Source organism: Serratia sp. 4542 (assembly GCF_016805595.1).
Taxonomy (GTDB): domain Bacteria; phylum Pseudomonadota; class Gammaproteobacteria; order Enterobacterales; family Enterobacteriaceae; genus Serratia; species Serratia nevei.
The window spans coordinates 1-25,347 of the sequence record NZ_RXKV01000002.1 but is presented as its reverse complement, the minus strand read 5'-3'; the positions used below and the strand labels follow the sequence as shown (position 1 = coordinate 25,347).

Below are 25,347 nucleotides of genomic sequence, written 5' to 3'. Positions count from 1 at the left end.
ATTATTCAATGATTTTAGTCGATCCGTCAATCGATCCGGCCGTCGCTGCGCTGGCGCCTGGATTCCGGGCGTTAAGCATTACCGTGGCCGCGGCTCCCATAACCAACCCGGACGTGGGGGCGCTGGCGTTGGCGCAGGCCTGTCGCGCCCTCGGCGAGGAGGACGCGCCCTGGGCTGAGGCGCATCTCTCGGCCTGGCGCGATGTCTTCATGCGGTTTGGCGCCAAACCCAAGCGTACGCCCTGTTCCGCCGATGCCTTGCGCAAGCGCGCGCTGCGCGACGGCACGATGCCCAGCATCGATCCGGTGGTCGATCTCTACAACGCCGTCAGCATTCGTTATGCGGTGCCGGTGGGGGGCGAGAATATCGCGGCTTATGTCGGCGAGCCGCGGCTGATCGTCGCGGAAGGCAGCGAGCTGTTCGATACCGTCAAGGAGGGTGCGGTGATCCATGAATCGCCGGAGGCGGGGGAGGTGGTCTGGCGCGACGATCGCGGCGTGACCTGCCGCCGCTGGAACTGGCGTCAGGGCGTCAGAACCCGGCTGAGCGCCGAGGCCGAACGGATGTGGTTCATCCTGGAGAGCCTGCCGGCAATGCCGTTGGCGGCGCTGCATGCGGCGGGCGACGAATTGATTGCCGGTTTACGACAAATGATGCCCGGCGTTGCGATAGAGCAACGGCTCATCGGCTGCACCTCGTAACCGGCCTCAGCACTGGCGGCGGACCAAACCGGTGATCAGATCCAGCGCGTCGTCCGCCGCCGCGACTTCGCTCTCGCTAAGCGCCTGCCGTTCGATAAAGCTCTCGATGGCTTCCAGCAGGGAGAAAACGCTGATTTCGTCTCCTATCTTCACGACTTCGCAGACGCCGCGCCCAATGGCCAGGCAGATGGCTTCATCAAATTCAAACGGCTTGTTGTTCATCTCTCCCCCTACGGCGTTTGGGATTATGCCGGTTATGCTACCGGTTTTTGGCCGGCGACGGTCTGACGAAAATCCCATTTCTTTTCGTTGATGCTTACGGGCGTACGATCGCGTGTATTGGGGAAATTCTGATTTCCTTACGGCAGTCAGATTTCCCTTGTGACCGCCGTGGCGGCGCGGTATTGTCGCCAAATGACGACAATACCGCCTCATTGTCCGCATAAAAAATTTATGACGTTATCATCCCTTCATCCCGCTGCCGTGCGGGATTTTTTTATGAGGTTTATCTCAAAGTGCGGATAACCTCGACGCGATCGCTTGCCATGTTCTGGGAATAATCCTAGCTTGAAATAGTCATTTAGGGTTAGCAATCCCTCATGACCTCCTTGTAATACTTGATGCACCAGAACGTCTTCTCCCCCGCCCAGGCGGGGGTTTTTAATGACGTGCATCGGCAAAGGCCGTCAACGTAGAACCGACAGAGTTCGTGACGATAATCACTTTAAGCATCAGGGGACGGGACAATGAAAAATGATTTGGCGGCGGCAATCGCGATTGGCTGTGTGCTGTTGTTCGCACTGGCGGTCGGTTCGCCCCTCTCCATCAGCGCCTCGCTGTAATCTGCCGCGGCCCCGTTCGGGGCCGTTCACCCAGTCTGTCGCCGCGTCTGCGGATTTTTGCGCCAATCGTTCGCCGGCGCGATAAATTCAGCCAAATCGCTGTTGATGTATGGCCAACTTTGAGTACTCTGAGTGCTTTGCACACCCGCGTGCGCCCGTTCTATCTATGCTTTAATCAGGCCCATCACAGGAATCGCCATGCCCGCCCGCCAAATCTCGAGGAGCCCGCTCTGATGCTGGAGATGTTATTACAGTGGTACCGCCGCCGCTTCACCGATCCGCAGGCTATCGCGCTGCTGGTGATCCTGGTCGCCGGCTTCCTCATTCTCTATTTTCTGCACGGCATTCTGACCCCGTTGCTGGTCGCCATCGTGCTGGCCTATCTGCTGGAGTGGCCGACCGCGCGCCTGCAGCGCATCGGCTGTTCGCGCACCTGGGCGGCGAGCATCATGCTGCTGGTGTTCGCGGGCGTCGCCATGCTGCTGGTGTTCGTCGTCGCGCCAACCGCCTGGCAGCAGGGCATCAATCTGATGAGCGATCTGCCGGGCATGCTCAATCAGTTCTATAACTTTGCCGCGACGCTGCCGAAGCGTTACCCGGCGCTGGTGGATGCCGGCATCATCGACATGATGGCGGAAAACCTGCGCAGCCGGCTGTCCGGCATGGGCGAGTCGGTGGTGAAATTCTCGCTGGCGTCGCTGGTCGGCCTGCTGACGCTGGCTATCTACCTGATCCTGGTGCCGATGATGATGTTCTTCCTGTTGAAGGACAAAGAACAGCTGCTGAACGCGGTGCGCCGCGTGCTGCCGCGCAATCGCGGCCTGGCGGGGCAGGTCTGGAACGAGATGAATCAGCAGATCACCAACTACATTCGCGGCAAGGTGCTGGAGATGGTGATTGTCGGCGTGGCGACCTACCTGGTGTTCGCCGTGCTGGACATGCGCTACTCGCTGTTGCTGGCGGTGCTGGTGGGCTTCTCGGTGTTGATCCCCTACATCGGCGCGGTGCTGGTCACCATTCCGGTGGTGGTGGTGGCGCTGTTCCAGTGGGGCGTAGGCGCCGATTTTTGGACGCTGATCGTCGCCTATCTGGTGGTGCAGGGGCTGGATGGCAACCTGCTGGTGCCCATTTTGTTCTCCGAAGCGGTCAACCTGCATCCGCTGGTGATTATCCTGTCGGTGATCGTGTTCGGCGGGATGTGGGGCTTTTGGGGCGTGTTTTTCGCCATACCGCTGGCGACGCTGGTGAAGGCGGTGATCCATGCCTGGCCGGATGAACTGCGGGTCGAAGTGGAAGACAAGGCCGACTGACAGGGAAGAAACGAAGCGCAGCAGGCCGCTGCGCCTCGTGAGAATTACTGCTGCAGGTAGCTCAGAACGATGTCGTGGTGATTGGTGGTTTTGAAATCATCAAACACTTTTTCAATCTTGCCTTTGCCATCGATCAGGAAACTGATGCGGTGAATACCGTCGTAGGTCTTGCCCATGAAGGTTTTCTCGCCCCATACGCCAAACTGTTGCGCTACCTGATGATCTTCATCAGACAACAGCGTGAAGTTGAGCAGCTCCTTTTCAGCGAAGCGCGACAGTTTTTCCGGTTTGTCGGTGCTGATGCCCAGCACTTCGACGCCGACCTTTTTCAATTCGTCCATGTTGTCCCGCAGGCCGCAGGCTTGCACGGTGCAGCCCGGCGTCATCGCCTTCGGATAGAAATAGACCAATACTCGCTGTCCCTGGAAGTCGGCCAAATTAATTTCCTCACCGTCCTGGTCAGGCAAACTAAATTTCGGCGCTGTGTCACCGGCTTTCAATGGGCTCATCACTACTCTCCATCTTTCTCGTCATGCTGTGGATAGTTCACCACGCTAATACTGCCTTGCGCGTTCAATTCTGTACATAGGCGATGGAAGGCTTGCTCAATATTTGAGGCGTCCCGATCGCCGGAGCTGTGGGCGGTGATTTGGATATACAGCTGCGGCGGCAGGTCGCCGTCCGCCGGCTGCGTGCGCGAGACCAGTTCGGCGATATTCATCTGGCTGGAGTCGAACAGATCGGTAAAGCGTTCGATGATGTGCGGCGAGTCCTTCACTTCCACCTGCACCCACACCGTGGCCGGCATCGGCGGCCTTTCGTGCGAGTTTGTGCGCTTCATCACGATCAGCAGATCCAGCTCCGCGCCTTTTTGCGGCAGGGTGGATTCGATCAGGGTGATGGCGTTCCAGCTGCCGGACAGCAGCATGATGAACGTGAACTCCTCTCCCAGCATGGCCAGACGGCTATCTTCGATATTGCATCCGCAACTGCTGACGTGGCGGGTGATGGTATTGACGATTCCGGGGCGGTCGGCGCCGAGCGCGGTAATCACGAGATAGTGTTCGTCTGACTGAGGCAAAATAGCGCTTCCTGTCGTGCTTAATGGGGTTACCATGGTAAACATAAAAAAAACCGCCTGCCAAGCGCTTACAACGCGGTTGTGCGCTTGCTTTTGGATAGGCAGCAAAAGTACCATGAGTGACTTGTTTGTGGAGGGGACGGCCAATGTTTACGGGAAGTATTGTTGCACTGGTTACGCCGATGGACGACAAAGGTGCTGTCGATCGCGCGAGCCTAAAAAAATTGATCGATTATCATGTAGCCAGTGGCACCGCGGCGATCGTTTCCGTAGGGACCACCGGCGAGTCCGCAACGCTTGCCCATGACGAGCACGTTGACGTGGTGCTGCAGACGCTGGAGCTGGCCGACGGCCGCATCCCGGTGATCGCCGGCACCGGCGCCAACGCCACCGCCGAAGCCATCGCGCTCACCACCCGCTTCGCCAATACCGGCGTAGTGGGCTGCCTGACGGTGACGCCGTACTACAATAAGCCGACGCAGGAAGGGCTGTACCAGCACTTCAAGGCGATCGCCGAGAGCACCGAGCTGCCGCAGATCCTGTATAACGTGCCATCGCGCACCGGCTGCGACATGCTGCCGCCGACCATCGCTCGGCTGGCGAAAATCAAGAATATTGTTGCTGTAAAAGAAGCGACGGGGAACTTAAGTCGCGTTAGTCAGATCCAAGTGCTGGTTGACGATGAAGACTTCATTTTGCTGAGCGGCGACGACGCCAGCGGGCTGGACTTCATGCAACTGGGCGGCAAAGGGGTGATTTCCGTGACGGCCAACGTGGCCGCGCGCGAGATGGCGGAACTTTGCGCGCTGGCGGCGCAGGGCAAATTTGCCGAAGCGCGCCGCTTAAATCAGCGCTTGATGCCGTTGCATCAGGATCTATTTGTAGAAGCAAACCCAATTCCGGTGAAGTGGGCCTGTAAGGCGTTGGGATTGATGGCAACCGATACGCTGCGTCTGCCGATGACGCCGTTGAGCGAAGCCGCCCGCCCGGTGGTGGAGCGCGCGCTGAAAAGCGTCGGTTTGCTGTAACTCTAAGGGAAATTTGATGGCTTATTCATTGCAAAAGTCGACGGTAGCAAAAGTAGTGGGCATCTCTTTGGTGATGATGCTGGCAGCCTGCAGCAGCGATCAGCGCTACAAGCGCCAGGTCAGCGGCGACGAGGCTTACCTCGACGCGGCTCCGCTCAAGGCGCTGAACGTGCCGTCCGGCATGATCCTGCCGGTGCAGAGCGGCAACTATGACGTTCCCGCCACGACGCTGCAAGGCAACGTCGGCAAGCAACTGGACATTCGTCCGCCGGTGCAGCCGTTGGCGCTGCTGAGCGGTTCACGCGCGCAATACGCCGGCGACAGCGGCACGCTGCTGCTGGAAAACAGCCCGCAGAACCAGAACCTGTGGTCGCGCGTGGTCAGCCTGCTGCAGGCGAAGAACATCGCGATCGCTTCCCGCCAGGACGCCGGTCAGACCCTGACCACCGACTGGGTGAAGTGGAACCGTCTGGACGAAGACAACCAGTACGAAGGCCGTTATCAGATCAGCGTGCAGCAGCAGGGCTACCAGCAGGCGCTGGTGGTGAAAAGCGTTGGCCTGCAGCAGCAGGGCAAGACCGAGCAGGTGACCGACCAGTCTGAGATTCAGCGCTACAACGGCATGATGATCAACACCCTGATCGAAGGCCTGGACAAGCAGGACAACCTGGCGAGCAGCCAGACCGCCAGCCGCTTCGGCGCGCTGGACGTGCAGAGCGGCGCCGATGACACCGGCCTGCCGATGCTGGTGGTGCGCGGCCCGTACACCGTGGTGTGGGATCGCCTGCCGGCGGCGCTCGAAAAACTGGGGATGAAAGTGGGTGACCGCAGCCGTCCGCAGGGCACCGTCGCCGTGACCTACAAGTCCCTGAGCAGCAGCGATTGGGATGCGTTGGGCGTCAAGGATCCTGAACTGGCGGAAGGCGATTACAAACTGCAGGTCGGCGATCTCAACAACCGCACCAGCCTGCAATTCATCGATCCGAAAGGCAAACCGCTCACCCAGTCGAAAAACGACGCACTGGTGGCGGCATTCCAGTCTGCCTTCAGTAAAACCAGCGTTAAATAATCAAAAAGGGGCTTCGGCCCCTTTTTGTTTTGTCGATACGGTATCGTTTGCGTCGCAGGTTTGGCACAATAGTGTCCGGCACGCCAAAGAATTCATTAGGTCAATTCTATACCCCCTAATTTCGGGCCGCGCTCGGGAGACAACGGGGATACATCACTGGAGTAAGTAAGATGCAAAAGCTAGCTGAGCTGTATCGCGGAAAGGCAAAAACCGTTTACACCACCGAGAATCCCGATCTGTTGGTGTTGGAGTTCCGCAACGATACGTCAGCACTGGATGGTCAGCGCATTGAGCAGTTCGATCGCAAAGGCATGGTGAACAACAAGTTCAACCATTTCATCATGAGCAAACTGGAAGAAGCCGGCATCCCGACCCAGATGGAGCGTCTGCTGTCCGACAACGAAGTGCTGGTGAAGAAGCTGGACATGGTGCCGGTGGAGTGCGTGATCCGCAACCGCGCTGCCGGTTCGCTGGTGAAGCGTCTGGGCATCGAAGAAGGCCTGGTGCTGAATCCGCCGCTGTTCGATCTGTTCCTGAAAAACGACGCCATGCACGATCCGATGGTCAACGAATCCTACTGCGAAACCTTTGGCTGGGTGAGCAAAGAGCATCTGGCGCGCATGCGCGAGCTGAGCTACCGCGCCAACGACGTGTTGACCCAGCTGTTCGACGACGCGGGCCTGATCCTGGTCGACTTCAAGCTGGAGTTCGGCCTGTTCAACGGTGAAGTGGTGCTGGGCGATGAGTTCTCGCCGGACGGTAGCCGCCTGTGGGACAAAAACACCCTGGACAAGATGGACAAAGACCGTTTCCGTCAAAGCCTGGGCGGCCTGATCGAAGCCTATGAAGAAGTGGCGCGCCGCATCGGCGTGAAGCTCGACTAAGCATTGGCACCGCCATTCGGGGCGATCCGGCCGGATCGTCCCGCTATTCTGCGTTTTTCCAGAAAATTTCTACATTTCCTCCGCGGCAGACCATTTATAATGATGGATGCGAGATGACTAAAACCTATCCCACTCAGGCTTGAAGCTGCCTTTGCGCTTACGATCGCGGCGCAACTTCAACGAGCAGGGGAAATATCTGGAGTATATTTATGCGTTGGCAAGGGCGTCGGGAAAGTGACAATGTTGAGGATCGTCGCGGGCAGTCTTCAGGTTTGGGCGGCGGTGGCGGCGGTTTCCGCGTGCCGGTGCGCGGCAAGGGCGGCATCGTCATTTTGGTGGTGGTGCTGGTGGCCGGCTATTACGGCATCGATCTGTCGCCGCTGTTGAACGGCGGTAACGTCGCACCGCAGGGTCAACAGCAGAGCGCCAACATCAGTCCGAAAGACGATGAACTGGCCAAATTCACTTCGGTGGTACTGGCCTCCACCGAGGATAACTGGAAAGAGATTTTCCAGCGCATGGGCAAAACCTATCAACCGCCGAAGCTGGTGATGTATCGCGGCGTCACGCCCACCAGCTGCGGCACCGGCCAGGCGGCGATGGGGCCGTTCTACTGCCCGGGCGACAGAACGGTGTATATCGATCTGTCTTTCTATCAGGACATGAAAACCAAGCTGGGCGCCGGCGGTGATTTTGCCCAGGCCTATGTGGTGGCGCACGAAGTCGGCCACCACGTGCAGAACCTGCTGGGCATCGAGCCCAAGGTGCGCCAGATGCAGCAGGGCGCCAGCCAGGCGGAAGTGAACCGTCTGTCGGTGAAAATGGAGCTGCAGGCGGACTGCTTCGCCGGCGTGTGGGGTAAATACGCCGAGAAGCAGCAGATGCTGGAAGAGGGCGACCTGCAGGCGGCGCTGAATGCCGCGCAGGCGATTGGCGACGATCGGTTGCAGCAGCAGAGCCAGGGCCGCGTCGTGCCGGACAGCTTCACCCACGGCACCTCTCAGCAGCGCTATACCTGGTTTAAACAGGGCTTCGACAGCGGCGATCCCAATACCTGCAACACCTTCGCATCCCGTTAACGCCTCAAGTGCCGGAGCCTGACTCCGGCATTTTTTTCGGATTGAGATACAGCCTTATGTTACAGGCAGCGCAACAACTCATGCGGCGACAGGGCATCCGGCGCCTGCTGGTGCTCAGCGGTGAGACCGACTGGTGTCGCGAACAGGCGCAGCGGCTGGCGGCGATGCTGCCGGGCGACTGGCCGTGGGTGGGGGAAAACCCGCCGCCCGGCCTGACGGCGTTGGCGAGCGGCGCAGTGCGCCAACTGCTGGGGCAGGAACGGCTGCACGCGGTGTTCGACGCCGGTCAGTCGCTGGACGTTGAGGCGTTGGCGGCGCTGTGCGGCGCATTGCGCGCTGGCAGCTGGCTGTTGTTGCTGACGCCGCCCTGGCGGCAATGGCCACAGCAGCCGGACGGCGACAGCCTGCGCTGGAGCGATTGCCCGCAGCCAATTACCACCCCGCATTTCATCCACCACCTGCAGCAGCATCTGGCCGACGACCGCGAAGTGACGATCTGGCGGCAGGATGAGCCCCTGACGTTGGCCGCGCTGCCGGCGCGTGAAGGATGGCAGCCGCCGGACGGCCGGCCGACCGAGGAACAACAGGCGATCTTGACGACGCTGCTGCAGGCCGAATCCGGCGTGTGGGTGTTGACCGCCGCCCGCGGCCGCGGCAAATCGACACTGGCCGGCATGCTGGTGGCGCAGTCGCCGCTGACCTGTTGGATAACCGGGCCGAGCCGCGCCGCCACTGAGGTGGCTGGGGAATGGGCGCAGGGGCGCGCGCAGTTTTGGGCGCCCGATGCCCTGCTGGCACAGTGCCGGGAGGGGGACGTCAGCGCCGTGGGGTGGCTGCTGGTGGATGAAGCGGCGGCGATCCCCGCGCCGTTGTTGCAGCAGCTGATCGGTTATTTCCCGCGCGTGCTGCTGACCACCACGGTGCAGGGCTATGAGGGCACCGGCCGTGGTTTTCTGCTGAAGTTTTGCGCCGGGCTGCCTTCCTATCAGGCGTTGAGCCTGCAACAGCCGATGCGCTGGGCGCAGGGGGATGCGCTGGAACGGATAACGGACAATGCGCTGTTGTTCAACGAGCTGCCCGCCTGGCCGGCGGATGGCCAGACGATCGATTACAGCCAGGCGGACCAGCGCGAACTGTGCGCCGATCCGCAGCGGCTGGCGCGTTTCTATGCTCTGCTGAGCAGCGCGCATTACCGCACTTCGCCGCTGGATTTGCGCAGGCTGATGGATGCACCCGGCATGCACTTCGGGCTGGCGCAGGCCGGGCAGGAGGTGGTCGGCGCCGTGTGGCTGGTGGACGAAGGCGGCTTGAGCGCCGAGTTGGCGCACGATGTGTGGGCCGGCCGCCGCCGGCCGCGCGGCAACCTGGTGGCGCAGTCGCTGGCGGCGCATGGCGGCCAGTGGTGGGCGCCGACGCTGCGGTCACGGCGTATTACCCGCATCGCGACGCTGCCGGCGTTGCGGCGGCAGGGTATCGCGCGTCAGCTGGTCGAGCGGCAACGCCGCCAGGCGCAGGGGCTGGATTTTCTGTCGGTCAGCTTTGGCTATACCGAGCCGCTGTGGCGCTTTTGGCAATCCTGCGGTTTCGAGCTGGTGCGCATCGGCAGCAAGCCGGAGGCCAGCAGCGGCTGCTATACCGCGATGGCTATCTTGCCCCTGAGCGAGCAAGGAGAGGCGCTGCGGCACGCTGCGCACAAGCATCTGGCGCGCGACTGGCCCTGGCTACGGCAGCGCATTGAACTCGCGCTGGCGATCCCGGGCGACGACGGCGACACGCCGCTGGGCGAAGAGGATTGGCGCGAGCTGGCCGGGTTCGCTTTCGCCCATCGGCCGCTGGAGGCCAGCCTGGGGGCACTGCAGCGTTTGCTGTTGGCCAGCAATCTGCCGCTGCCCGCGCTGCGCGGCCATCTGCAACGGCGGCAATCCCCGGCGGCCTGCGCGGAGCTGGCGGGCGTCAGCGGCCAGAAAGCCTTGCTGCGCCACTGGCGGCACGAAGCGGCGCAGGCGCTGGAACAGCTGAATGCGCAGCACTGCCGCTACTGGCGCGACTGGACGCAGTCGTTGCAATAAATTGAATAACTCGCTCAATAAAACCCGATTTTCCCGATTTCTCAACGGCGTATAGTCACTGTCAGCGGTGAGGCGACGACTGTCGCCGCACCAGGTTGGGTTACTATTAAGGAGTCATCGATGAAACATGAGCATTTCGTTGTCCAAAGCCCGGCGACCCCGGCGGCGCAGCTGATCTTGCTGTTTCACGGTGTCGGCGACAACCCGGTGGCGATGGGGGAGATCGGCAGCTACTTCGCCAAAGACTTTCCTCAGGCACAGGTGGTGAGCATCGGTGGCCCCGAAGCGTTCGGCAACGGCGCCGGGCGCCAGTGGTTTTCGGTGCAGGACGTGACTGAAGAGAACCGCGCGGCCCGCATCGCAGACGTAATGCCGCAGTTTGTGGCGGTGGTGCGCCATTGGCAGCAGCTGAGCGGCGTAGGCTATGCCGGCACGGCGCTGGTGGGGTTCTCGCAGGGGGCGATCATGGCGCTTGAGGCGTTAAAAGCGGAAACCCGGCTGGCCGGGCGCGTGGTCGCGTTCAGCGGGCGTTTCGCCCAGCTGCCTGAGCAGGCTTTCGGCGACAGCGTGGTGCATTTGATCCACGGTGAAGAGGACGCGGTGATCGCGGTGCAACACGCTCACGCGGCGGCAGAAGCGCTACGGGCCGGCGGCGCCGATTTTACGCTGGACGTGGAGGAAAACGTCGGGCACGCAATCAACCAGGGCATGATGAACGCCGCGCTGGAAAGGCTGCATTATTATGTGCCGCAGCGCTACTGGGACGAGGCATTGTCCGGCAAGCGCGGCGAGCTGATCGCCTTTCGCTAAAAATTCAGGGCGCCGATGAGCGCCCTGATGTCATTTCTTTTTCGGCCAGTCGTCTTCGTCATCCCACTGGGCGTTGTTGTCGCGGTGCGGCGGTATCTCCGGCTTGTTGGCCAGATAGCTTTTCACGTCGACGCGGCGCAGTTCCTTAATGCCGCTGACGACCATTCCCACCAGAACCAGCAGGATAATCCACCAGTAATCAGCTAACCATTGCATAGCTACTCCTTTCCTTCACTGCGTATAAAACGCGAAAAAATCGATGGCAGATGGCGTTCGAGCCATTCGGCACCGGCGACCTCCTTATCTTGCCAGGCCGCCAGCAACAGCGCCGGGGTCAGCAAATGCTCGGCTTCTTGCGCCAGCGGCCGGTAGCTCAGATGCCACGGCTCTACCGCCACGCCGCCGCTGTCTTCGGTAAAGGGGCGATAGAAACCGAACTCGGCCATATGCGCCGTCAGCCACTGGTTGAGCGGCGCAAAGTAACCGCCTTCTTCATATTCCCACGGCTCCAGCTGCAGCTTTTGCCCTTCCGGCAGCAGCGACGGGTCGTACACGTCGAGATCGCTGCCCCAGTGATGGCGGCTGGCGCCCGGCAGGGCCGACCAGCGCAGGATCGCCTCACAGCGCTCGGCGGCGGACAGCGGCGCAACGTCTATCGGGCGGCTGTCCTTATCTAATACTGGCCGCTGGCCGCAGAATTTGCCATTCCAGATAGCCAACTGCCGGTCGAAATCGCGGAAGGTGCTGGCGGGCTGGAGATCGAATCCCGCCTCACGCGCCGCCTGCTGCATCGCCAGAAAGGCGTTGACCGCCTGCGGCTGCAACCGGTGGTTCCCGCTCAGCGGCGCCAGGTGTTCGGTTGAGCGGCCGGTGAGCATCTCTGCGTTGATCATGCGACCAATTGCTCCATGATGCGTTGATACATGCGGCTCAGCAGCTGCAGATCCGCGGCGTTGACACATTCGTTGACCTTGTGGATGGTGGCGTTGACCGGCCCCAGTTCCACCACCTGCGCGCCCATCTGCGCGATGAAGCGGCCGTCGGAGGTGCCGCCGGTGGTCAGCAGCTGCGGCGTCAGTTCAGAATAGTGCTCGACGGCGTTGACCACCGCATCCACCAGCGCGCCGCGCGAGGTGAGGAACGGTTGGCCGGACAGCCGCCACTCGATGCTGTAATTCAACTGGTGGCGTTCCAGCAGCTCTTCCACGCGCTGCTTGATCATCGCATCGGTGAGTTCGGTGCTGAAACGGAAGTTGAACTGCACGTAAAGATCGCCTGGGATCACGTTGTTGCTGCCGGTACCGGCCTGCACGTTGGCGATCTGCATGCTGGTCGGCGGGAAGAAATCGTTGCCGCGATCCCATTCGATCGCCACCAGTTCATTCAGCGCCGGCATGGCACGGTGCACCGGGTTGTCCGCCAGGTGCGGATAGGCGACGTGCCCCTGCACGCCGTGAATGTGCAGATTGGCGGTGATGGAGCCGCGTCGGCCGTTTTTCACCACGTCGCCGACGCGCTCGGTGCTGGACGGCTCGCCGACCAGGCAGTAATCCAGGCGCTCATTGCGCGCCATCAGCGTTTCGACCACTTTAACCGTGCCGTGGGTGGCGCTGGCCTCTTCGTCGGAGGTGATCAGAAAAGCCAGGCGGCCCTGGTGATTCGGGTTGGCGGCGACAAAGCGCTCTGCGGCCACCACCATCGCGGCCAACGAGCCTTTCATGTCTGCCGCACCTCGGCCATACAGCATGCCGTCGCGGATCGCCGGTTCAAACGGCGGGTTATCCCAACGCTTTTCATCGCCGGTCGGCACCACGTCGGTATGCCCGGCAAACGCCAGGGTTTGCCCTTCGCCGCGCCAGGCCCAGAAGTTTTGGGTGTCTTCGAAGTCCATCGCCTCGACGGTGAAACCGATCGCCTGCAGGCGATCGATCATCAGCTGCTGGCAGCCTTCGTCATTTGGGCTGAGGGAAGGGCGTTTAATCAGCTGTTGGGCCAGTTCGATAACCGGGCAAGTCATACGGCGACCTCGGCGATAAATTGCTGGTAAGCGTCGGCGTTGAAACCGAGCAGGGCGTGGCCGTTGCCGTCGTTCAGCAGCGGGCGTTTGATGATCGCCGGCTGCGCCAGCATCAGGGCGATGGCGGCGTCGGCGTTATCGCAGGCGTTGCGTTGCGCTTCATCCAGCTTGCGCCAGGTGGTGCCGCGAGTATTGAGCAGCGGCTCCCAACCCAGTTGCGCGATAAAACCGCGCAGCTGCTGTTCGGTCAGGCCGTCGGCGCGGTAGTCGTGAAAATGATAGGCCACGCCCTGATCTTCCAGCCAGCGGCGGGCTTTTTTGATGGTGTCGCAGTTTTTGATGCCGTACATCGTCAGCGTTGTCTGTTGCGGTTTGTTTGCCATGGCGTAAAGCTACCTGTCTCGTCGAGTCGATACTGAGCGGCGGGCGCGATCTTTGGCCCTCTCGCCGCCCGGCGATAGCAGAGATAATGCCAGTAAAGCGGCGGCGAGATCCAGACAACGATGCGGGCGAGGTGCGTTTGGGTGCCTGGGAGAGGGAGAGGCAACGTGGCGGAGCGGCGGCCTTCGCCGGCGGTGCTCTCGAAGAGATGCCGGCGAAGGCGTTCAGCCGCAAATGCGAATCTGAAGAAGAGGGCGTTACTCTTTATTTATTCTTATGTTTAAACGATCGGTTAAACAGCGCACGCGGGTAATGTGCAATAGCGGTTTTATCCGGCTGGCGCCGAGTTTTTTCATTATTCGTGACTTGTAATGATTGGCGGTTTTATTTCTGATATTCATGGCACTGCTGATATCGGCCAGCGATTTTCCCGTCGACCATTCCGAGAGGAAAAGTGACTCACGCTGGGACAGTTGCGGCGGCTCGGTATAGTGGCTGTAACGTTTATATAAGTCGCCGATCAGGTGGCTAAAACGGCTCAATGATATAAGGTTTGATAATATAATGGTCTTTCTGTCGACAATCACCATTTCATGCGGGCAGTCAGTGATAATGACTATTTTGTAGGTGTTGGGGTTGGCATATTCATCGCGGTAACGCGCTTCAAAATTGGCGATGGTGACATCGATGAAGCAGACTCTTTTGCGGCTAAAGCCGGCCGGTGCGCGTTTTTCCGCCCAGGTTTGCTTAATGAGTTGTCGGATGCCGACGCTGGTATAGGCACAATCGCTGAAAATATCAATTTCCATTTTATTATAGTCCTTTACTTTCTATTTCCCGGTGAGGATCGATATCTTAAAACATAAAAAAAGAAACAATCTAAATAATTTCACATTGAACTTATCTTGTCGCGTAGGCGGAGGCTCTCTCTCGGCGGCGGCAAATAAGGAAAGTCTCATATACTAACATGATTTATAAAGAGTAAATCTGCTTTTTAGCCGGCCCTTTAGCCGGAGACGGTTTAATAGAATAGAAATCCTCTATTAATACTCAGGTTATTAAAAGGAATTAACATAGATGTCACCTATCACAAAAGTAAATTCGATCGTTTTTATCGATACTTGTAGCGTGGCTGATTTCGTTAATGGGTTAATAACTAAGATATTTCTTGTTTTCTTGCCGCGCTGGCGGTTTTATTTTGAACGGTGGAAAGACAGTCTATGAGTTTATGCGGAAATTCGGTTTAAAATTGAGATAAAGATAAATCTAAACAAAGAAAATGCGATGTTTTGAGCGACGAACAGCGCGTAATGTGGACGGTTGATACGGAGAGCTGGCGTGAAAGAATGTCATATCGAAATTTCCGATCGGGTAACGCCGGAAATAACGTCTTGTATTGCGGAGGGGTTGGACCGTTTTAATGATCAACAGATCGGCTACGGCGATCGTCTGCCGCTGGCGGTGGTGGTAAAAGATCCCGACAGTGGGGAAGTTCTGGGGGGAATTACCGGGCGTTCATCGTTAGGGCTGCTGTTTCTCGATCTCTTTTATCTGCCGGAAGCGCTGCGCGGCGCGGGGCTGGGCAGCGAACTGTTACGCCGCTTCGAACAGGAAGGCCGCCGGCGCGGTTGCCTTTCCGCCGTGTTGTACACCATCAGCTTTCAGGCGCCGGACTTTTATCAACGGCATGGCTGGCAACGTATGGGCGAAGTGCCTTGCTTGCCGCCGGGGACTAGCCGTATCTTTATGAGCAAAACCCTGTGAAGCGCGTTTAACGCACGTAGCCTCCCTGTTGCAGGCGCTGCAGGGAGGCGCCGTCCGCATACACCATGCCGGTGGTCAAATCGTGAAAGCCGTACTTTTTATAAAAGGCCAGCTTTTCCGGGACGGAATAGATGAAAATCTTGCCGAGCGGCGCCAGGTCTTGCATCACCCGATCCATCAACCGGCGCCCCAATCCCTGTCCCTGAAAGCGCGGATCGATCGCCACGTCGGCCAGGTAAGCGACCGAGGTCAGATCGCTGATGGCGTGCGCGGTGGCGATCAGCTCGTCGCCGATAAACCCCCAATAGCAAAACTGGCTGTGTTGGTAAACGCGCCGCAGGGTGTGTGGATCGCGCTTGCCCAGTCCGGCTGCCTCCAGCAATTCGCACAGCCGCTGCCAGTCGATGGCGCGGCGGTTCAGATCGGTGACAATTTCCATCGTTTTCCTCTAACCAATAACATTGAGATCGGCGGCATAGTGCCGAATGGCGCGCTGATAGCCGCGGATGTCGGGGTCTGACGAGGTGTCCGCCAACAGCAACAACAGATCGGCCACGGCCCGTTTATTTTCGCCCAGGTTGTACAGCGCCATAGCGCGAAACAGCATCAGCTCGTTGGCCTGCGGGAACTCGGTCAGGCCGTCGTCGAAAGCCCGTAGCGAAGCCGGGTATTCTCCCAGGGCGCGGTAGGTGCTGCCGAGGCCCAGCCAGGCCTCGCGGCGCTGGGCGGGCGGCAAATCGCGGGCCAGCGCCGCGAGGTAGCAGGGAATGGCCTGTTGCTCCAGACCCTGTACGTCATACAGGCAGGCCAGCTGAAAGTGCAGCATCGCCGCTTCCGGTTCTGCTGCCAGCTGCCGTAGCGCCAGTGCAGTGGCTTCCTGATAGCGGCCCTGCGTTTTCAGCTGTGAAAGAGACAAAGAGGTGGACATGATCGGCGCTCCATTGGCGTATTTTTATACCTTTTACACGCTATCGTGGAGAAATTGATATCACAAGGGAATAGCTGCACTGAGTATTGATCAGATAAATACGAAAATGTGCGCTAACCCCGGTTTCCGGGCCCGGCATCGTTCCCGTTTCCCTTCACATGGTCAAAAAACAGGCGTAGAATCCGCTTCGTCAAATAATTGAGGTTGTAAAGTATTATGGTTGATCGTGAATTAGGAAACTGGAAAGACTTCATTGATGAGATGTTGGGCAACTGACACAGCGTTGAAGCAGATGGCAAGGTTGAGTCATTGGAGCGTCACTGAAACACCTTGGGAACGAGATTATCGTTCGAAATAAAGCAGCATCGGTTCACCCGACGCTGCTTTTTTTATATCCCGCGGGTCAGTCCCCGGCGGCCGTCGTATTGCCTGCCGGATGCGCTTTACCCGGGAAACGGCGGCGCACCAGTACGAAGAACAGCGGCACGAAGAAAATGGCCAGCAGGGTGGCGGAGATCATGCCGCCCATGACCCCGGTGCCGACCGCATGCTGGCTGCCGGAACCGGCGCCGCTGCTGGTGGCCATCGGCAGCACGCCGAAGATAAACGCCAGCGAGGTCATCAGGATCGGCCGCAGACGCATGCGTGACGCATCGAGCGTGGCGGACATCAGATCCTGCCCTTTATGGTTCAGCTCATTGGCGAACTCGACGATCAGAATGGCGTTTTTCGCCGACAGCCCAATGATGGTCAGCAGGCCAACCTGGAAATAAACGTCGTTCTCCAGGCCGCGCAGCCAGGTGGCGGCGACCGCGCCGATCACCCCCAGCGGCACCACCAGCATCACCGAGAACGGGATCGACCAGCTCTCATACAGCGCCGCCAGGCACAGGAACACCACCAGCAGCGAGATGGCGTACAGCGCCGGCGCCTGTGAGCCGGACAGCCGTTCCTGATAGGACATTGCGGTCCATTCCAGGCCAAAGCCGGTCGGCAGTTGGCTGACCAGTTTCTCCATTTCCGCCATGGCAGTGCCGGTGCTGACACCGTTGGCCGCCTCGCCGACGATCTCCAGCGCCGAGCTGCCGTTATAGCGCTCCAGCCGCGGCGAGCCGTACTCCCAGTGTGAGGTGGCGAAGGCCGAGAACGGCACCATGCCGCCTGCGCTGTTGCGTACATACCATTTGTTGATGTCATCCGGCAGCATGCGGAACGGCGCCGCGGCCTGCACGTAGACTTTTTTCACCCGGCCGCGGTCGACGAAGTCGTTGACGTAGGTCGAGCCCCAGGCGGTGGAGAGGGTGTTGTTGATGTCGTCGATAGACACGCCCAGCGCCTGGGCCTTGCGCTGATCGATATCGATTTGCAGCTGCGGGCTGTCGTCCAGGCCGTTGTGGCGCACGCGCGACAGCAGCGGGTTTTGCCCGGCCAGCTGCAGCAGCTGATCGCGCGCCGCCATCAGCTTGGCGTGGCCGAGCCCGGCGTGGTCTTCCAACTCCATATCGAAGCCGGAGGAGTTGCCGAGGCCGGTGATCGCCGGCGGGCTGCTGGCGATCACCCGCGCTTCGTTAATCTTGTTGAATGCCAGCGTGGCGCGATCGATGATGTCGAACGAACTGTTGGCGCCCGAGGTGCGCAGATCCCAGTCTTTCAATCGCACGAACAGGCGCGCCACGTTCTGGCCGTTGCCGCCCGGGCCGGAGCCGATGATGGCGAACACCGACACCACATCCTGTTTCTCTTCGGTCAGGAAGTACTGCTCGACCTTTTCCACCACCTTAGAGGTTTGCTGCAGGGTGGAGCCCGCCGGCAGCTGCACCTGTACGGTGAAGATACCGCGGTCTTCCTGCGGCAGGAACGAGGTCGGCAGCTTGATGAACAGCAGCGCCATGCCGCCGAGCAACAGCAGATAAATCACCATGTAGCGGCCGCTGGCGTGCAGGATCCGCCCCACGCCGCGCTCATAGCGTTCGGCGTTGCGGTTGAACATGCGGTTGAACCAGCCGAAGAAGCCGCGCTTGCCGTGATGGTGCCCCTTGGCGATCGGTTTGAGCAGCGTGGCGCACAGGGCCGGGGTCAGGATCATCGCCACCAGCACTGACAACACCATGGCGGAGACGATGGTAATGGAGAACTGGCGATAGATGGCGCCGGTGGTGCCACCGAAGAACGCCATCGGCACAAATACCGCCGACAGCACCAGCGCGATGCCGACCAGCGCGCTCTGGATTTGCCCCATGGATTTGCGCGTGGCCTCACGCGGTGGCAGGCCTTCCTCGCTCATCACGCGTTCGACGTTTTCCACCACCACGATGGCGTCGTCCACCAGCAGGCCGATCGCCAGCACCATGGCGAACATGGTGAGGGTATTGATACTGAAGCCGCAGGCGGAAAGGATGGCGAAGGTGCCCATCAGCACGACCGGCACGGCGATGGTGGGGATCAGCGTGGCGCGGAAGTTCTGCAGGAACAGGTACATCACCAGGAACACCAGCAGGATGGCTTCCAGCAGCGTTTTCACCACGTCCTTGATCGAGGCTTTGACGAACGGGGTGGTTTCATAGGCCACCTTGGCCTCCAGCCCGTGTGGGAAGTACTGCGACAGCTCGGCGATCTTGTCCTTCACCAGCTGGTCGGTCTGCAGTTCGTTGGCGCCGGAGGCCAGCTTGATGTTCATGCCTGCGGCCTGCATGCCGTTGTAGCGGCTGAGGTAGTTGTAATTCTCGCCGCCCAGTTCGACGGTGGCGACGTTGCCCAGCGTCACCAGCGAGCCGTCCTGATTGACCCGCAGCGTGATCTGGCGGAACTGTTCCGGCGTCTGGAGCTGCGACTGGGCGTTGATGGTGGCGTTCAGCGCCTGCTTGTCGACCGACGGCGTGCCGCCCAGCTGGCCGACCGCCACCTGGGCGTTCTGCGACTGAATGGCCTTGACCACGTCCTGGGTCGTGAGCTGGTAGCTGTTGAGCTTGTTGGGATCGAGCCAGATGCGCATGGCGTATTGCGAGCCGTACACGTCCATGCTGCCGACGCCGTTGATGCGGCTGAGCGGATCCTGCAGGTTGGAGACGATGTAATCGGCGATGTCCTGCTTGTCCATGCTGTTGTCGGTGGAGACGAACGCCACCATCATCAGCGTGGTGTCGCCGGATTTCGACACCGTGACTCCCTGATTCTGCACCGCCTGCGGCAGACGTTTGATCGCCGCCTGCAGCTGGTTTTGCACCTGCTGCATCGCCTCGTTGGGATCGGTGCCGGCTTCGAACGTCAGCGTGACGGTGGCCTGGCCGGTATTGGTGCTCTGCGACGACATATACATCATGTTGTCGAGGCCGGTCATATTCTGTTCAATGATTTGAGTAACGGTGTTTTCCAGCGTTTGCGCCGAAGCACCTGGGTAAGTTGCGCTGATGCGCACGTTCGGCGGCGCCAAATTCGGGTATTGTTCTACCGGTAGGGAAGAAATCGCCAACGCCCCGGTCAGGCAAAGAATAATTGCCAGCACCCAGGCAAAAATCGGGCGATCAATAAAAAAATTGGCCATGCAGCGCGAACCTCGTTATGACTTGTTCTATCTTTAAAACGCATCAGAATTATGCATTTCAGCGGCAGGGAAGGATTCCGGCGCTATTGCACTTTACTCGGGATAGCCGAGGAAAGCGTGGAGAAAAAAAGGAGATAGTGTAAATAACGGTAGCGGAAAACGGCGTGGGTGTACTGGCGTCGGTAATTGTACGCTATTAAGACATTTTTATTACTATCAAAGGCCTTGCGCATCTCTTCGCCGCAGGGAACCGGAAAGTAAAAACTGGACTTACCTTACAGCAGGAGCTTGGCATGGGAATTAACCCGGTATTTGCCCGTCGGCTTTATTTGTGCTGGCTGATCAGCCACAGTGAGCGGCCCAATGTGCCGCGGTTGATGGCGCTGACCGGCTGGCCGCGCCGCACGTTGCAGGATGTGCTGAAGGCGCTGCCCGGCATGGGCGTCGAGCTGCAGTTCGTGCAGCAGGGCGTGCGCAACAACGACGGTTTTTATCAGTTGGAAAGCTGGGGGCCGTTCAACAAGAGCTGGGTGCACCAGCATCATCAGGCGCTGCTCAGCGCCATCGAGTAAGCTGCCCCGGCGCATTGGCCGGGGCGGGGCGATCATTGACTTTTGTGCTCCAGGTACATCACCGTCGCCGCCACGCGAGAACGCACGTCCAGCTTGCGCAGTATGTTGCGGATGTGCACCTTCACGGTTTCTTCAGAGATATGCAACTGCGCCGCCACCTGCTTGTTGGACAGGCCGCGCGCCACCTCTTGCAAGACGTCCAGCTCGCGTTCGGTCAAGGCGGCGAAGGGATCGCGTTGCTCGCCGCGCGCCAGCAAATAGTCGGCCATGGCGTCGCTGATCACGTTCTGCCCTTCGGCGGCGGCGCTGATGTGTTCCAGCAGCTGTTCCGGCTCGCTGTCCTTCAGCAGGTAGCCGTCGGCGCCGGCGTCGATCAGCGCATACAGATCGCTGCGCGCGTCGGAAACCGTCAGCACGATGATGCGCGCATCCACGCCTTCGTCGCGCAGGGCCCGCAGCGTGTCCAGCCCGGACATGCCTTTCATGTTCAGATCCAACAAGATCACGTCCGGCGTGTGCTGCAGTGCCAGCGCAACCGCCTCACTGCCGTTGCCGGCCTCTGCCACCACGCCAAATCGCGCATCCAGTCCCAGCAGTTGTTTGATGCCGCGCCGCATCAACGGATGATCGTCAACGATCATGACTCGGTATTGCTTCATCACCATGAAATATGCTCCCTGTAGCAAGTAAAGCCACTCAAACGCGCCCTGGGGCGTGCTTCACAGTGGGACTGTCTCTTCAAAAATAGCGGCAATCTTCGCCGCAAACCTCCCCGGGCGGCCTTCTGCCCGGCGGCAGCCGTAACGCAAAGTGAACAGCGGCGAGGTCAGGGCGGGAATGTCAGGCAGACCGCCGTGCCGCCGCCGTTTCTGCGCCGAATGTGCAGCGTTCCTCCCAATCGCGCCGCGCGTTCGCTCATGATGGTCAAGCCGTAGTGCCCTTCCGGTTCCTCCAGACTGGCGATGCCGCAACCGTCGTCGATAATGCTGAATACGTTGTCGCCTGCGGCGTTGACTTCGCAACACAGGGTGATTTCATTCGCCCCGGCGTGCTTGACGGCATTGAGCACCGCCTCGCGCACGATCTGCAGCGCGTGCACCTGCTGCTGGGCATTGAGCGCCTGCGAAGGTAGCCGACAGTGTAACTGAATCCGCGCGGGGGTTAGAGCCTTTAATGGCTGCAACAGCTGCTCCAGCGCGGCGTTCAGGTCCGCCTCCTGAATATTGAGACGGAAGGTGGCCAGTAATTCTCTCAGTTGGCGATAGGCATCGGCCAGCGTGCGATCGAAATCGTCGATAATCACCTGCGCCGCCGGCGCATCGGTGGCGCGCCTGAGCAGCGTAAGCTGAATGCGCAGGAACGACAGCGTCTGCGCCAGCGAATCGTGCAGCTCGCGGGCGATGGTCGCGCGCTCTTCCATCAACAGCAAATATTGGTGCTGCTTTTGCGCCCGGTTGAAGTAGACGCCGCGGCCCAGCATGTTGGCCAAGCTCTGCATCAGATGAGGATGCGGCGGGTGCGCCTCGGGCTGCCAACGCAGCTCGCCAAGCGGTTTGTCGCTCTGGGTGATCGGCAGCGTGTTCCAGGCTTGCGTCGGCGCCGGTTCCCCTTCATTCAGTTGCCACTGGCCGTGGTCGTCCGCCACGTTCAGCCGGATGCAGCGCAGCCGTTCGCTTTGGCGCACGATGCGCAGCACATTCTCGAACGCCTGCTGATCGATCTGGCGCACGCTCAGCGCCTGCGAACAGCGATACAGCACCTCCAGCGTTTCGTTGGCCTGCTGCAGGCGCCGGGTCTTTTCCTGCACTTTCAGCTCCAGCGACTGATAGAGCCGGGCCAGCTCGTCCGACATGGCGCTGAAGGTTTGCGACAGCACGCCGAGCTCGTTCGGCAGCGCCACGTCCAGCTGCGGGTGGCTGAAGTCGCGCTGCTGCACGCGCTGGCTGGCGTCGACCAGATGCTGCAGCGGCGTGACCACCTGGCGGCGCATAAAGCGAATGCAGAACAGCACCAGGCCAATGATGGCGGCGTAACCGATCACGCTGACGGCGGCCACCAGGGTGAGTTTCAGCTCCGAATAGCGCTGCAGGGCAGAAACGAAATGATCGACGCGGTTGACGTAGCCGGCGACCTCCGCCCGGTAGGCGGCCGCCTGCCCGCCGCGGATCTGGCGCTCCATCGTTTGCCATGCCCGTTGCAGCGCCAGATAGTGATTCCGCACCTCGGCCGGTACGTAAAACCGCGCCAGCTTTTGCAGCGCCGGCGCCTGTAAAGATTGCCGGTACTGCTGCAGGTGCAGCTCCAGCTCCGGGCTCTGCTGGTCGAGATCGAAGGCCAGCCGGTAGCTTTGCATGCGCAGCGAACCGGCGATATTGATCGCTTCGGCGTCGCTCTGGCTGCCGGCGACGGTGGTCAACGCCAACCCGGTGGCGAGCACCGACAGTATCACGATGCCGAACAGCGCTCTGGCCAGGCTGCCGGTCACGGAACGTTTAACAAGCAATCACGGATCCTTCTCTCAGGTGAGGCGCTTCGCCAGTTTCATTCGAAAGCAAAACTATAACTTTTGCAACTAAAATGCACCGCGATTTGTATCAAGTTGTCAACAAAACGGGAACAATTGTCGTCGTATAATCAAATGAATAGCGAAATGCCCGCCGATGTTCAGCGGCGGGCTGGTTTCCTCCGGCGATTTGTCTTTAGCGTGGATCAAATCTTGCGCAAGGCTCCTCGTCGGCGGTTTTTGTCACTGCCGGTCAAGGCGTCGGCAGATGCATCGCGGCAACCTGTTTCGCCGCAGCATCGCTGAAGCGCAACCCCCAGCGGGTAAAGTACTCGCGCAGATCCTGCCCCGCCTCCCGGCTGTAGACGACCACGCTGAAGTCGATGACCTTCTGCGGCGTGCCGAAGACGTATTTATATTTATCCTGCATGGTGTTACCCGGTGCCGCGAAGGCCTGCTTCAACCGTTCCTGATTGATGCGCGGGAAGAAGGATTCATCATAAGCGTGCAGCAGATGGGTAAAGAATCCCAGTGCGAGATCGTGCTGCTGCTTCGGGAACTCGTCGTAGCGCACTTCCGAAGCGAGGAACTTACGCACCGCATCCCGATCCCACTCTTTGTCTGCCCCCAGTTTGCAGGTCGGGCCATAGTCAAAATCGTTACGTTCCGACAGCATGCGGCAGGCCAGTACCGAATAGCGGTTGACCTGCACTTCGGGGAACACGTTGTATTCCCACTGCGGCTCGTTCTCGTGCCCCAGTTCGTGCCAGAGCCCCCAGTGAGCGGCATTGGCGCGGGTGGTCTTGTCGGCGAAGAAACCGACGTTGACCGCGCCCTCGCGGTATTCCGCGCTGCAGCATTTGCTGTAGTTGAGGAACAGGGAGCCCTGTGACGCCGTGAACATCTCGTGGGTACCATCCATGCCGTTCACCGCTTCATACAGCGCGGCAATGCTGAGGCTTTCCCCCAGCGATTTATTGATGATCTCCTGCGTTTTGTCGGTGATTTTCTTCGGTACGAAGTGATTGGATTTACCGTCATACAACACGACGCCGCCCAGGATGCTGGCGCCGGCCTTCTGTTGCTCCCAGTCGCCTTGCGTATTTTGACCGAGAATGTGCAGGTTGCTGTCGCCACCGCCGCTCACCTCAAACCGGACCAATTCGCCGTTTTGCTGTTTTTGCGGATGGCTGCAGCCTAAGGCCAGTACGCCGGTTTGCGCGAAGGTATAAGTGGTCTCCTTGTTGGCATCAAGCTTTCGTTTTTCCGAGTAGATGCTGTCGACATTATCGAAACGGGCGCTGGTCGCCGCAAAACATGAGCTGCCTGCCGGAATGGCCCCGGTCTTGATCGTGACGCTGTCGCCCTGATTCCCCAGCGTGCGGGTGTAGAAGAAAATTCCGCGCGCCATGCTGCCATACAAGGAGTTGTACCAACTGGCGGCGTGAACGATCGGCAGCCGGTAGACATTTGGCGTGTCTGACGGGTACATCTGCATGGTGCGCTTGAGCCAATACAGCGGCGTGCGGGCATCTTGCGAGTCCGCCAGCGCCTGTTCGGCGTCTTGATTCAGCGCATCCAGGCTGGTGCCGATGTAACGCAGCGCATCGTTGAATCCCTCCTGCTCGGCGTAGGCTTGCCACCAGGGGGCTTCCTGGGCGGTACACTGGCCGAGGTTTTGCCAGGGTTCGCCGACCCAACCGGTTACGCCGGGGATATGGTGCTTTTCTGCCCACCATTTATTGGCGAACAGCGCATTGTCCTTGATGACCTGTGTGCCTTTGATGGCGTAGGTTTTAGCCGTCCATTCCGGCACGTTGGCGCAGTCCGCCGCGTGGGCGCCGGCGCTGGCCATCAATAAAAGGCTTAACGGTAACAAGCAGCGATGAGTCAGTTTCACGTTGGTTTTCCCTAAAGAGGCGTTGAAAAATAAAGTAGGCGCGTGTTATTAGGATGATATTGGCGCTCTTCCTTATGGTTTTTTTTCAGGTTTTCCGCTACTTAGATGTACTTACTTTAAGATGATTTCAGGTTGGGGTACCGTTGGGAGCGATGATGTTTTGTTGCAAATCGTCTGCCGCGGCGCGGCGCAATCGCGGTATGATCTTCAGGTTGCTACTCAAGGGAAAAGGGCATGTCGTCGAAAATTGAGAATGTGAAGAAAGAGCTGCTGTCGGACAACTGGTATGTGCTGCACAAGTACACGTTCGATCTGAAACGCAAAAACGGCGGTTCGGTGCAACAGGTGCGTGAGGTCTACGATCGCGGCAACGGCGCCACCATTTTGCTGTACAACCGCGCCAAGGGCACGGTGGTGCTGACCAACCAGTTCCGCATGCCGACCTATGTCAACGGCAACGAAAGCGGCATGTTGCTCGAGGCCTGCGCCGGCCTGCTGGACGCCGATTCGCCGGAGCAGTGCGCGCGCCGCGAAGCGGTGGAAGAGACCGGTTTTCAGGTGGGCGAGGTCAAGAAAATCTTCGAAGCCTACATGTCGCCGGGCGGCGTGACCGAGATCGTGCACTTCTTTATCGCCGAATACCATGACGATGAGCGGCGCGCGGCCGGCGGCGGCATTGAAGATGAAGATATCGAAGTGATCGAACTGCCGTTCAGCGAAGCGGTGGCGATGATCGCCGACGGCCGCATTAAAGACGGCAAGACCATCATGCTGCTGCAATATTTGCAGATTCATCGGGTGATGGCATAAAAAAAGCCGGTCACGATGACCGGCTTTTTTATCGGCTGGCGCCAGGCCGCTTACTTCA

The 25,347-nt window shown here is 59.7% G+C and carries 26 protein-coding genes; 12 read left to right on the top strand and 14 right to left on the bottom strand.

The genetic code is table 11. From position 1 onward, the window contains the following. The first annotated feature begins 8 nt into the window (after window positions 1-8). The gene (locus EKL15_RS01220; protein WP_046687610.1) at window positions 9-701 is read left to right on the top strand and encodes a B3/4 domain-containing protein; all 693 of its coding nucleotides are present in this window, start codon (window positions 9-11) and stop codon (window positions 699-701) included. Window positions 702-707: 6 nt separating this feature from the next. On the opposite strand, the gene EKL15_RS01215 is transcribed toward EKL15_RS01220, so the two are convergent. Continuing rightward, window positions 708-923 carry a hypothetical protein gene (locus tag EKL15_RS01215; RefSeq protein WP_049200497.1) on the bottom strand — a complete coding sequence of 72 codons (216 nt, stop codon included), beginning with the start codon at window positions 921-923 and terminating at the stop codon, window positions 708-710. Window positions 924-1,776: 853 nt separating this feature from the next. Between EKL15_RS01215 and EKL15_RS01210 the strand changes: the two genes are divergently transcribed. Beyond that, window positions 1,777-2,853 carry an AI-2E family transporter gene (locus EKL15_RS01210; protein ID WP_004941690.1) on the top strand — a complete coding sequence of 359 codons (1,077 nt, stop codon included), beginning with the start codon at window positions 1,777-1,779 and terminating at the stop codon, window positions 2,851-2,853. A 44-nt stretch (window positions 2,854-2,897) separates the two neighbouring features. On the opposite strand, the gene bcp is transcribed toward EKL15_RS01210, so the two are convergent. Together bcp and EKL15_RS01200 are read right to left on the bottom strand one after the other, a co-directional pair. Further along, window positions 2,898-3,362, bottom strand: coding sequence for a thioredoxin-dependent thiol peroxidase (gene bcp, locus EKL15_RS01205; protein WP_038873672.1), 465 nt, complete (start codon window positions 3,360-3,362; stop codon window positions 2,898-2,900). Between the two features lie 2 nt (window positions 3,363-3,364). Continuing rightward, the gene (locus EKL15_RS01200; RefSeq protein WP_369783268.1) at window positions 3,365-3,970 is read right to left on the bottom strand and encodes a glycine cleavage system transcriptional repressor; all 606 of its coding nucleotides are present in this window, start codon (window positions 3,968-3,970) and stop codon (window positions 3,365-3,367) included. A 110-nt stretch (window positions 3,971-4,080) separates the two neighbouring features. Here EKL15_RS01200 and dapA point away from each other — a divergent pair, with 110 nt between their 5' ends. The 6 genes from dapA (at window position 4,081) to ypfH (ending at window position 10,873) form a co-directional block, all read left to right on the top strand. Then, window positions 4,081-4,962: a 4-hydroxy-tetrahydrodipicolinate synthase gene (gene dapA, locus EKL15_RS01195; RefSeq protein ID WP_004941701.1), complete on the top strand. Its 882-nt coding sequence runs from the start codon at window positions 4,081-4,083 to the stop codon at window positions 4,960-4,962. A gap of 16 nt (window positions 4,963-4,978) precedes the next feature. Further along, on the top strand, window positions 4,979-6,031 hold the full coding sequence (gene bamC / locus EKL15_RS01190; protein WP_100396717.1) for an outer membrane protein assembly factor BamC: 1,053 nt from the start codon (window positions 4,979-4,981) through the stop codon (window positions 6,029-6,031). A 170-nt stretch (window positions 6,032-6,201) separates the two neighbouring features. Then, complete coding sequence (gene purC / locus EKL15_RS01185) at window positions 6,202-6,915, top strand: phosphoribosylaminoimidazolesuccinocarboxamide synthase (protein WP_004941708.1); 714 nt, start codon at window positions 6,202-6,204, stop codon at window positions 6,913-6,915. 209 nt (window positions 6,916-7,124) lie between these two features. Then, window positions 7,125-7,994, top strand: coding sequence for a neutral zinc metallopeptidase (locus EKL15_RS01180; RefSeq protein ID WP_100396718.1), 870 nt, complete (start codon window positions 7,125-7,127; stop codon window positions 7,992-7,994). A gap of 56 nt (window positions 7,995-8,050) precedes the next feature. Then, window positions 8,051-10,063 (top strand): tRNA(Met) cytidine acetyltransferase TmcA, encoded by a 2,013-nt coding sequence (locus EKL15_RS01175; protein WP_100396719.1) that lies wholly within the window; start codon window positions 8,051-8,053, stop codon window positions 10,061-10,063. 120 nt (window positions 10,064-10,183) lie between these two features. Beyond that, a complete protein-coding gene (ypfH, locus tag EKL15_RS01170; protein ID WP_070914511.1) occupies window positions 10,184-10,873 on the top strand; it encodes an esterase in 690 nt (229 codons plus the stop codon). 30 nt (window positions 10,874-10,903) lie between these two features. Here the strand turns inward: ypfH and EKL15_RS01165 are convergent, their stop codons facing one another. From EKL15_RS01165 to EKL15_RS01145, 5 genes are all read right to left on the bottom strand, one after another. Beyond that, window positions 10,904-11,089 carry a YpfN family protein gene (locus EKL15_RS01165; RefSeq protein ID WP_004941720.1) on the bottom strand — a complete coding sequence of 62 codons (186 nt, stop codon included), beginning with the start codon at window positions 11,087-11,089 and terminating at the stop codon, window positions 10,904-10,906. A gap of 2 nt (window positions 11,090-11,091) precedes the next feature. Continuing rightward, window positions 11,092-11,766, bottom strand: a complete 675-nt coding sequence (locus tag EKL15_RS01160) for a M15 family metallopeptidase (RefSeq protein ID WP_048234517.1) — start codon at window positions 11,764-11,766, stop codon at window positions 11,092-11,094. Next, window positions 11,763-12,890, bottom strand: a complete 1,128-nt coding sequence (gene dapE, locus EKL15_RS01155; RefSeq protein WP_084827295.1) for a succinyl-diaminopimelate desuccinylase — start codon at window positions 12,888-12,890, stop codon at window positions 11,763-11,765. Before dapE ends, EKL15_RS01160 begins: the two co-directional genes overlap by 4 nt. Continuing rightward, the gene (locus EKL15_RS01150) at window positions 12,887-13,273 is read right to left on the bottom strand and encodes an ArsC family reductase (protein ID WP_060424813.1); all 387 of its coding nucleotides are present in this window, start codon (window positions 13,271-13,273) and stop codon (window positions 12,887-12,889) included. The genes dapE and EKL15_RS01150 overlap by 4 nt, the downstream gene beginning before the upstream one ends. Window positions 13,274-13,528: 255 nt before the next feature. Further along, window positions 13,529-14,080: a LuxR C-terminal-related transcriptional regulator gene (locus EKL15_RS01145; protein ID WP_060424811.1), complete on the bottom strand. Its 552-nt coding sequence runs from the start codon at window positions 14,078-14,080 to the stop codon at window positions 13,529-13,531. A gap of 529 nt (window positions 14,081-14,609) precedes the next feature. On the opposite strand from EKL15_RS01145, the gene EKL15_RS01140 reads away from it, so the two are divergent. Next, window positions 14,610-15,035, top strand: a complete 426-nt coding sequence (locus EKL15_RS01140; protein ID WP_060424809.1) for a GNAT family N-acetyltransferase — start codon at window positions 14,610-14,612, stop codon at window positions 15,033-15,035. A gap of 7 nt (window positions 15,036-15,042) precedes the next feature. On the opposite strand, the gene EKL15_RS01135 is transcribed toward EKL15_RS01140, so the two are convergent. Further along, a complete protein-coding gene (locus EKL15_RS01135; protein WP_060441177.1) occupies window positions 15,043-15,474 on the bottom strand; it encodes a GNAT family N-acetyltransferase in 432 nt (143 codons plus the stop codon). 9 nt (window positions 15,475-15,483) lie between these two features. Beyond that, window positions 15,484-15,963, bottom strand: coding sequence for a tetratricopeptide repeat protein (locus EKL15_RS01130; protein WP_084827296.1), 480 nt, complete (start codon window positions 15,961-15,963; stop codon window positions 15,484-15,486). A gap of 216 nt (window positions 15,964-16,179) precedes the next feature. Here EKL15_RS01130 and ypfM point away from each other — a divergent pair, with 216 nt between their 5' ends. Beyond that, entirely contained in the window at window positions 16,180-16,239 is a 60-nt protein-coding gene (ypfM, locus tag EKL15_RS24735) for a protein YpfM (protein WP_100396732.1), read from the top strand. A 127-nt stretch (window positions 16,240-16,366) separates the two neighbouring features. Here the strand turns inward: ypfM and acrD are convergent, their stop codons facing one another. Next, entirely contained in the window at window positions 16,367-19,504 is a 3,138-nt protein-coding gene (gene acrD, locus EKL15_RS01120; RefSeq protein ID WP_060441179.1) for a multidrug efflux RND transporter permease AcrD, read from the bottom strand. A gap of 293 nt (window positions 19,505-19,797) precedes the next feature. Here acrD and EKL15_RS01115 point away from each other — a divergent pair, with 293 nt between their 5' ends. After that, a complete protein-coding gene (locus EKL15_RS01115) occupies window positions 19,798-20,076 on the top strand; it encodes a helix-turn-helix domain-containing protein (protein ID WP_004941750.1) in 279 nt (92 codons plus the stop codon). A 32-nt stretch (window positions 20,077-20,108) separates the two neighbouring features. Here the strand turns inward: EKL15_RS01115 and EKL15_RS01110 are convergent, their stop codons facing one another. From EKL15_RS01110 to EKL15_RS01100, 3 genes are all read right to left on the bottom strand, one after another. Beyond that, window positions 20,109-20,741, bottom strand: a complete 633-nt coding sequence (locus EKL15_RS01110; RefSeq protein WP_049197963.1) for a response regulator — start codon at window positions 20,739-20,741, stop codon at window positions 20,109-20,111. A 161-nt stretch (window positions 20,742-20,902) separates the two neighbouring features. Next, complete coding sequence (gene narQ / locus EKL15_RS01105; RefSeq protein ID WP_100396721.1) at window positions 20,903-22,579, bottom strand: nitrate/nitrite two-component system sensor histidine kinase NarQ; 1,677 nt, start codon at window positions 22,577-22,579, stop codon at window positions 20,903-20,905. A gap of 253 nt (window positions 22,580-22,832) precedes the next feature. Then, window positions 22,833-24,479: a M60 family metallopeptidase gene (locus tag EKL15_RS01100; protein ID WP_157800491.1), complete on the bottom strand. Its 1,647-nt coding sequence runs from the start codon at window positions 24,477-24,479 to the stop codon at window positions 22,833-22,835. 234 nt (window positions 24,480-24,713) lie between these two features. Here EKL15_RS01100 and nudK point away from each other — a divergent pair, with 234 nt between their 5' ends. Continuing rightward, on the top strand, window positions 24,714-25,289 hold the full coding sequence (gene nudK / locus EKL15_RS01095; RefSeq protein WP_049272608.1) for a GDP-mannose pyrophosphatase NudK: 576 nt from the start codon (window positions 24,714-24,716) through the stop codon (window positions 25,287-25,289). Window positions 25,290-25,347: the final 58 nt, after the last annotated feature.

Bases quoted from the DNA above. Each gene is read 5' to 3' on its own strand.
- nudK (WP_049272608.1), top strand. From the start codon at position 24,714: ATGTCGTCGAAAATTGAGAATGTGAAGAAAGAGCTGCTGTCGGACAAC.
- acrD (WP_060441179.1), bottom strand. From the start codon at position 19,504: ATGGCCAATTTTTTTATTGATCGCCCGATTTTTGCCTGGGTGCTGGCA.
- EKL15_RS01180 (WP_100396718.1), top strand. From the start codon at position 7,125: ATGCGTTGGCAAGGGCGTCGGGAAAGTGACAATGTTGAGGATCGTCGC.
- dapE (WP_084827295.1), bottom strand. From the start codon at position 12,890: ATGACTTGCCCGGTTATCGAACTGGCCCAACAGCTGATTAAACGCCCT.
- EKL15_RS01150 (WP_060424813.1), bottom strand. From the start codon at position 13,273: ATGGCAAACAAACCGCAACAGACAACGCTGACGATGTACGGCATCAAA.
- ypfH (WP_070914511.1), top strand. From the start codon at position 10,184: ATGAAACATGAGCATTTCGTTGTCCAAAGCCCGGCGACCCCGGCGGCG.
- bamC (WP_100396717.1), top strand. From the start codon at position 4,979: ATGGCTTATTCATTGCAAAAGTCGACGGTAGCAAAAGTAGTGGGCATC.
- purC (WP_004941708.1), top strand. From the start codon at position 6,202: ATGCAAAAGCTAGCTGAGCTGTATCGCGGAAAGGCAAAAACCGTTTAC.
- EKL15_RS01165 (WP_004941720.1), bottom strand. From the start codon at position 11,089: ATGCAATGGTTAGCTGATTACTGGTGGATTATCCTGCTGGTTCTGGTG.
- EKL15_RS01135 (WP_060441177.1), bottom strand. From the start codon at position 15,474: ATGGAAATTGTCACCGATCTGAACCGCCGCGCCATCGACTGGCAGCGG.
- EKL15_RS01130 (WP_084827296.1), bottom strand. From the start codon at position 15,963: ATGTCCACCTCTTTGTCTCTTTCACAGCTGAAAACGCAGGGCCGCTAT.
- EKL15_RS01210 (WP_004941690.1), top strand. From the start codon at position 1,777: ATGCTGGAGATGTTATTACAGTGGTACCGCCGCCGCTTCACCGATCCG.
- EKL15_RS01160 (WP_048234517.1), bottom strand. From the start codon at position 11,766: ATGATCAACGCAGAGATGCTCACCGGCCGCTCAACCGAACACCTGGCG.
- EKL15_RS01145 (WP_060424811.1), bottom strand. From the start codon at position 14,080: ATGGAAATTGATATTTTCAGCGATTGTGCCTATACCAGCGTCGGCATC.
- bcp (WP_038873672.1), bottom strand. From the start codon at position 3,362: ATGAGCCCATTGAAAGCCGGTGACACAGCGCCGAAATTTAGTTTGCCT.
- EKL15_RS01220 (WP_046687610.1), top strand. From the start codon at position 9: ATGATTTTAGTCGATCCGTCAATCGATCCGGCCGTCGCTGCGCTGGCG.
- EKL15_RS01110 (WP_049197963.1), bottom strand. From the start codon at position 20,741: ATGGTGATGAAGCAATACCGAGTCATGATCGTTGACGATCATCCGTTG.
- EKL15_RS01200 (WP_369783268.1), bottom strand. From the start codon at position 3,970: ATGGTAACCCCATTAAGCACGACAGGAAGCGCTATTTTGCCTCAGTCA.
- dapA (WP_004941701.1), top strand. From the start codon at position 4,081: ATGTTTACGGGAAGTATTGTTGCACTGGTTACGCCGATGGACGACAAA.
- EKL15_RS01175 (WP_100396719.1), top strand. From the start codon at position 8,051: ATGTTACAGGCAGCGCAACAACTCATGCGGCGACAGGGCATCCGGCGC.
- EKL15_RS01115 (WP_004941750.1), top strand. From the start codon at position 19,798: ATGGGAATTAACCCGGTATTTGCCCGTCGGCTTTATTTGTGCTGGCTG.
- EKL15_RS01215 (WP_049200497.1), bottom strand. From the start codon at position 923: ATGAACAACAAGCCGTTTGAATTTGATGAAGCCATCTGCCTGGCCATT.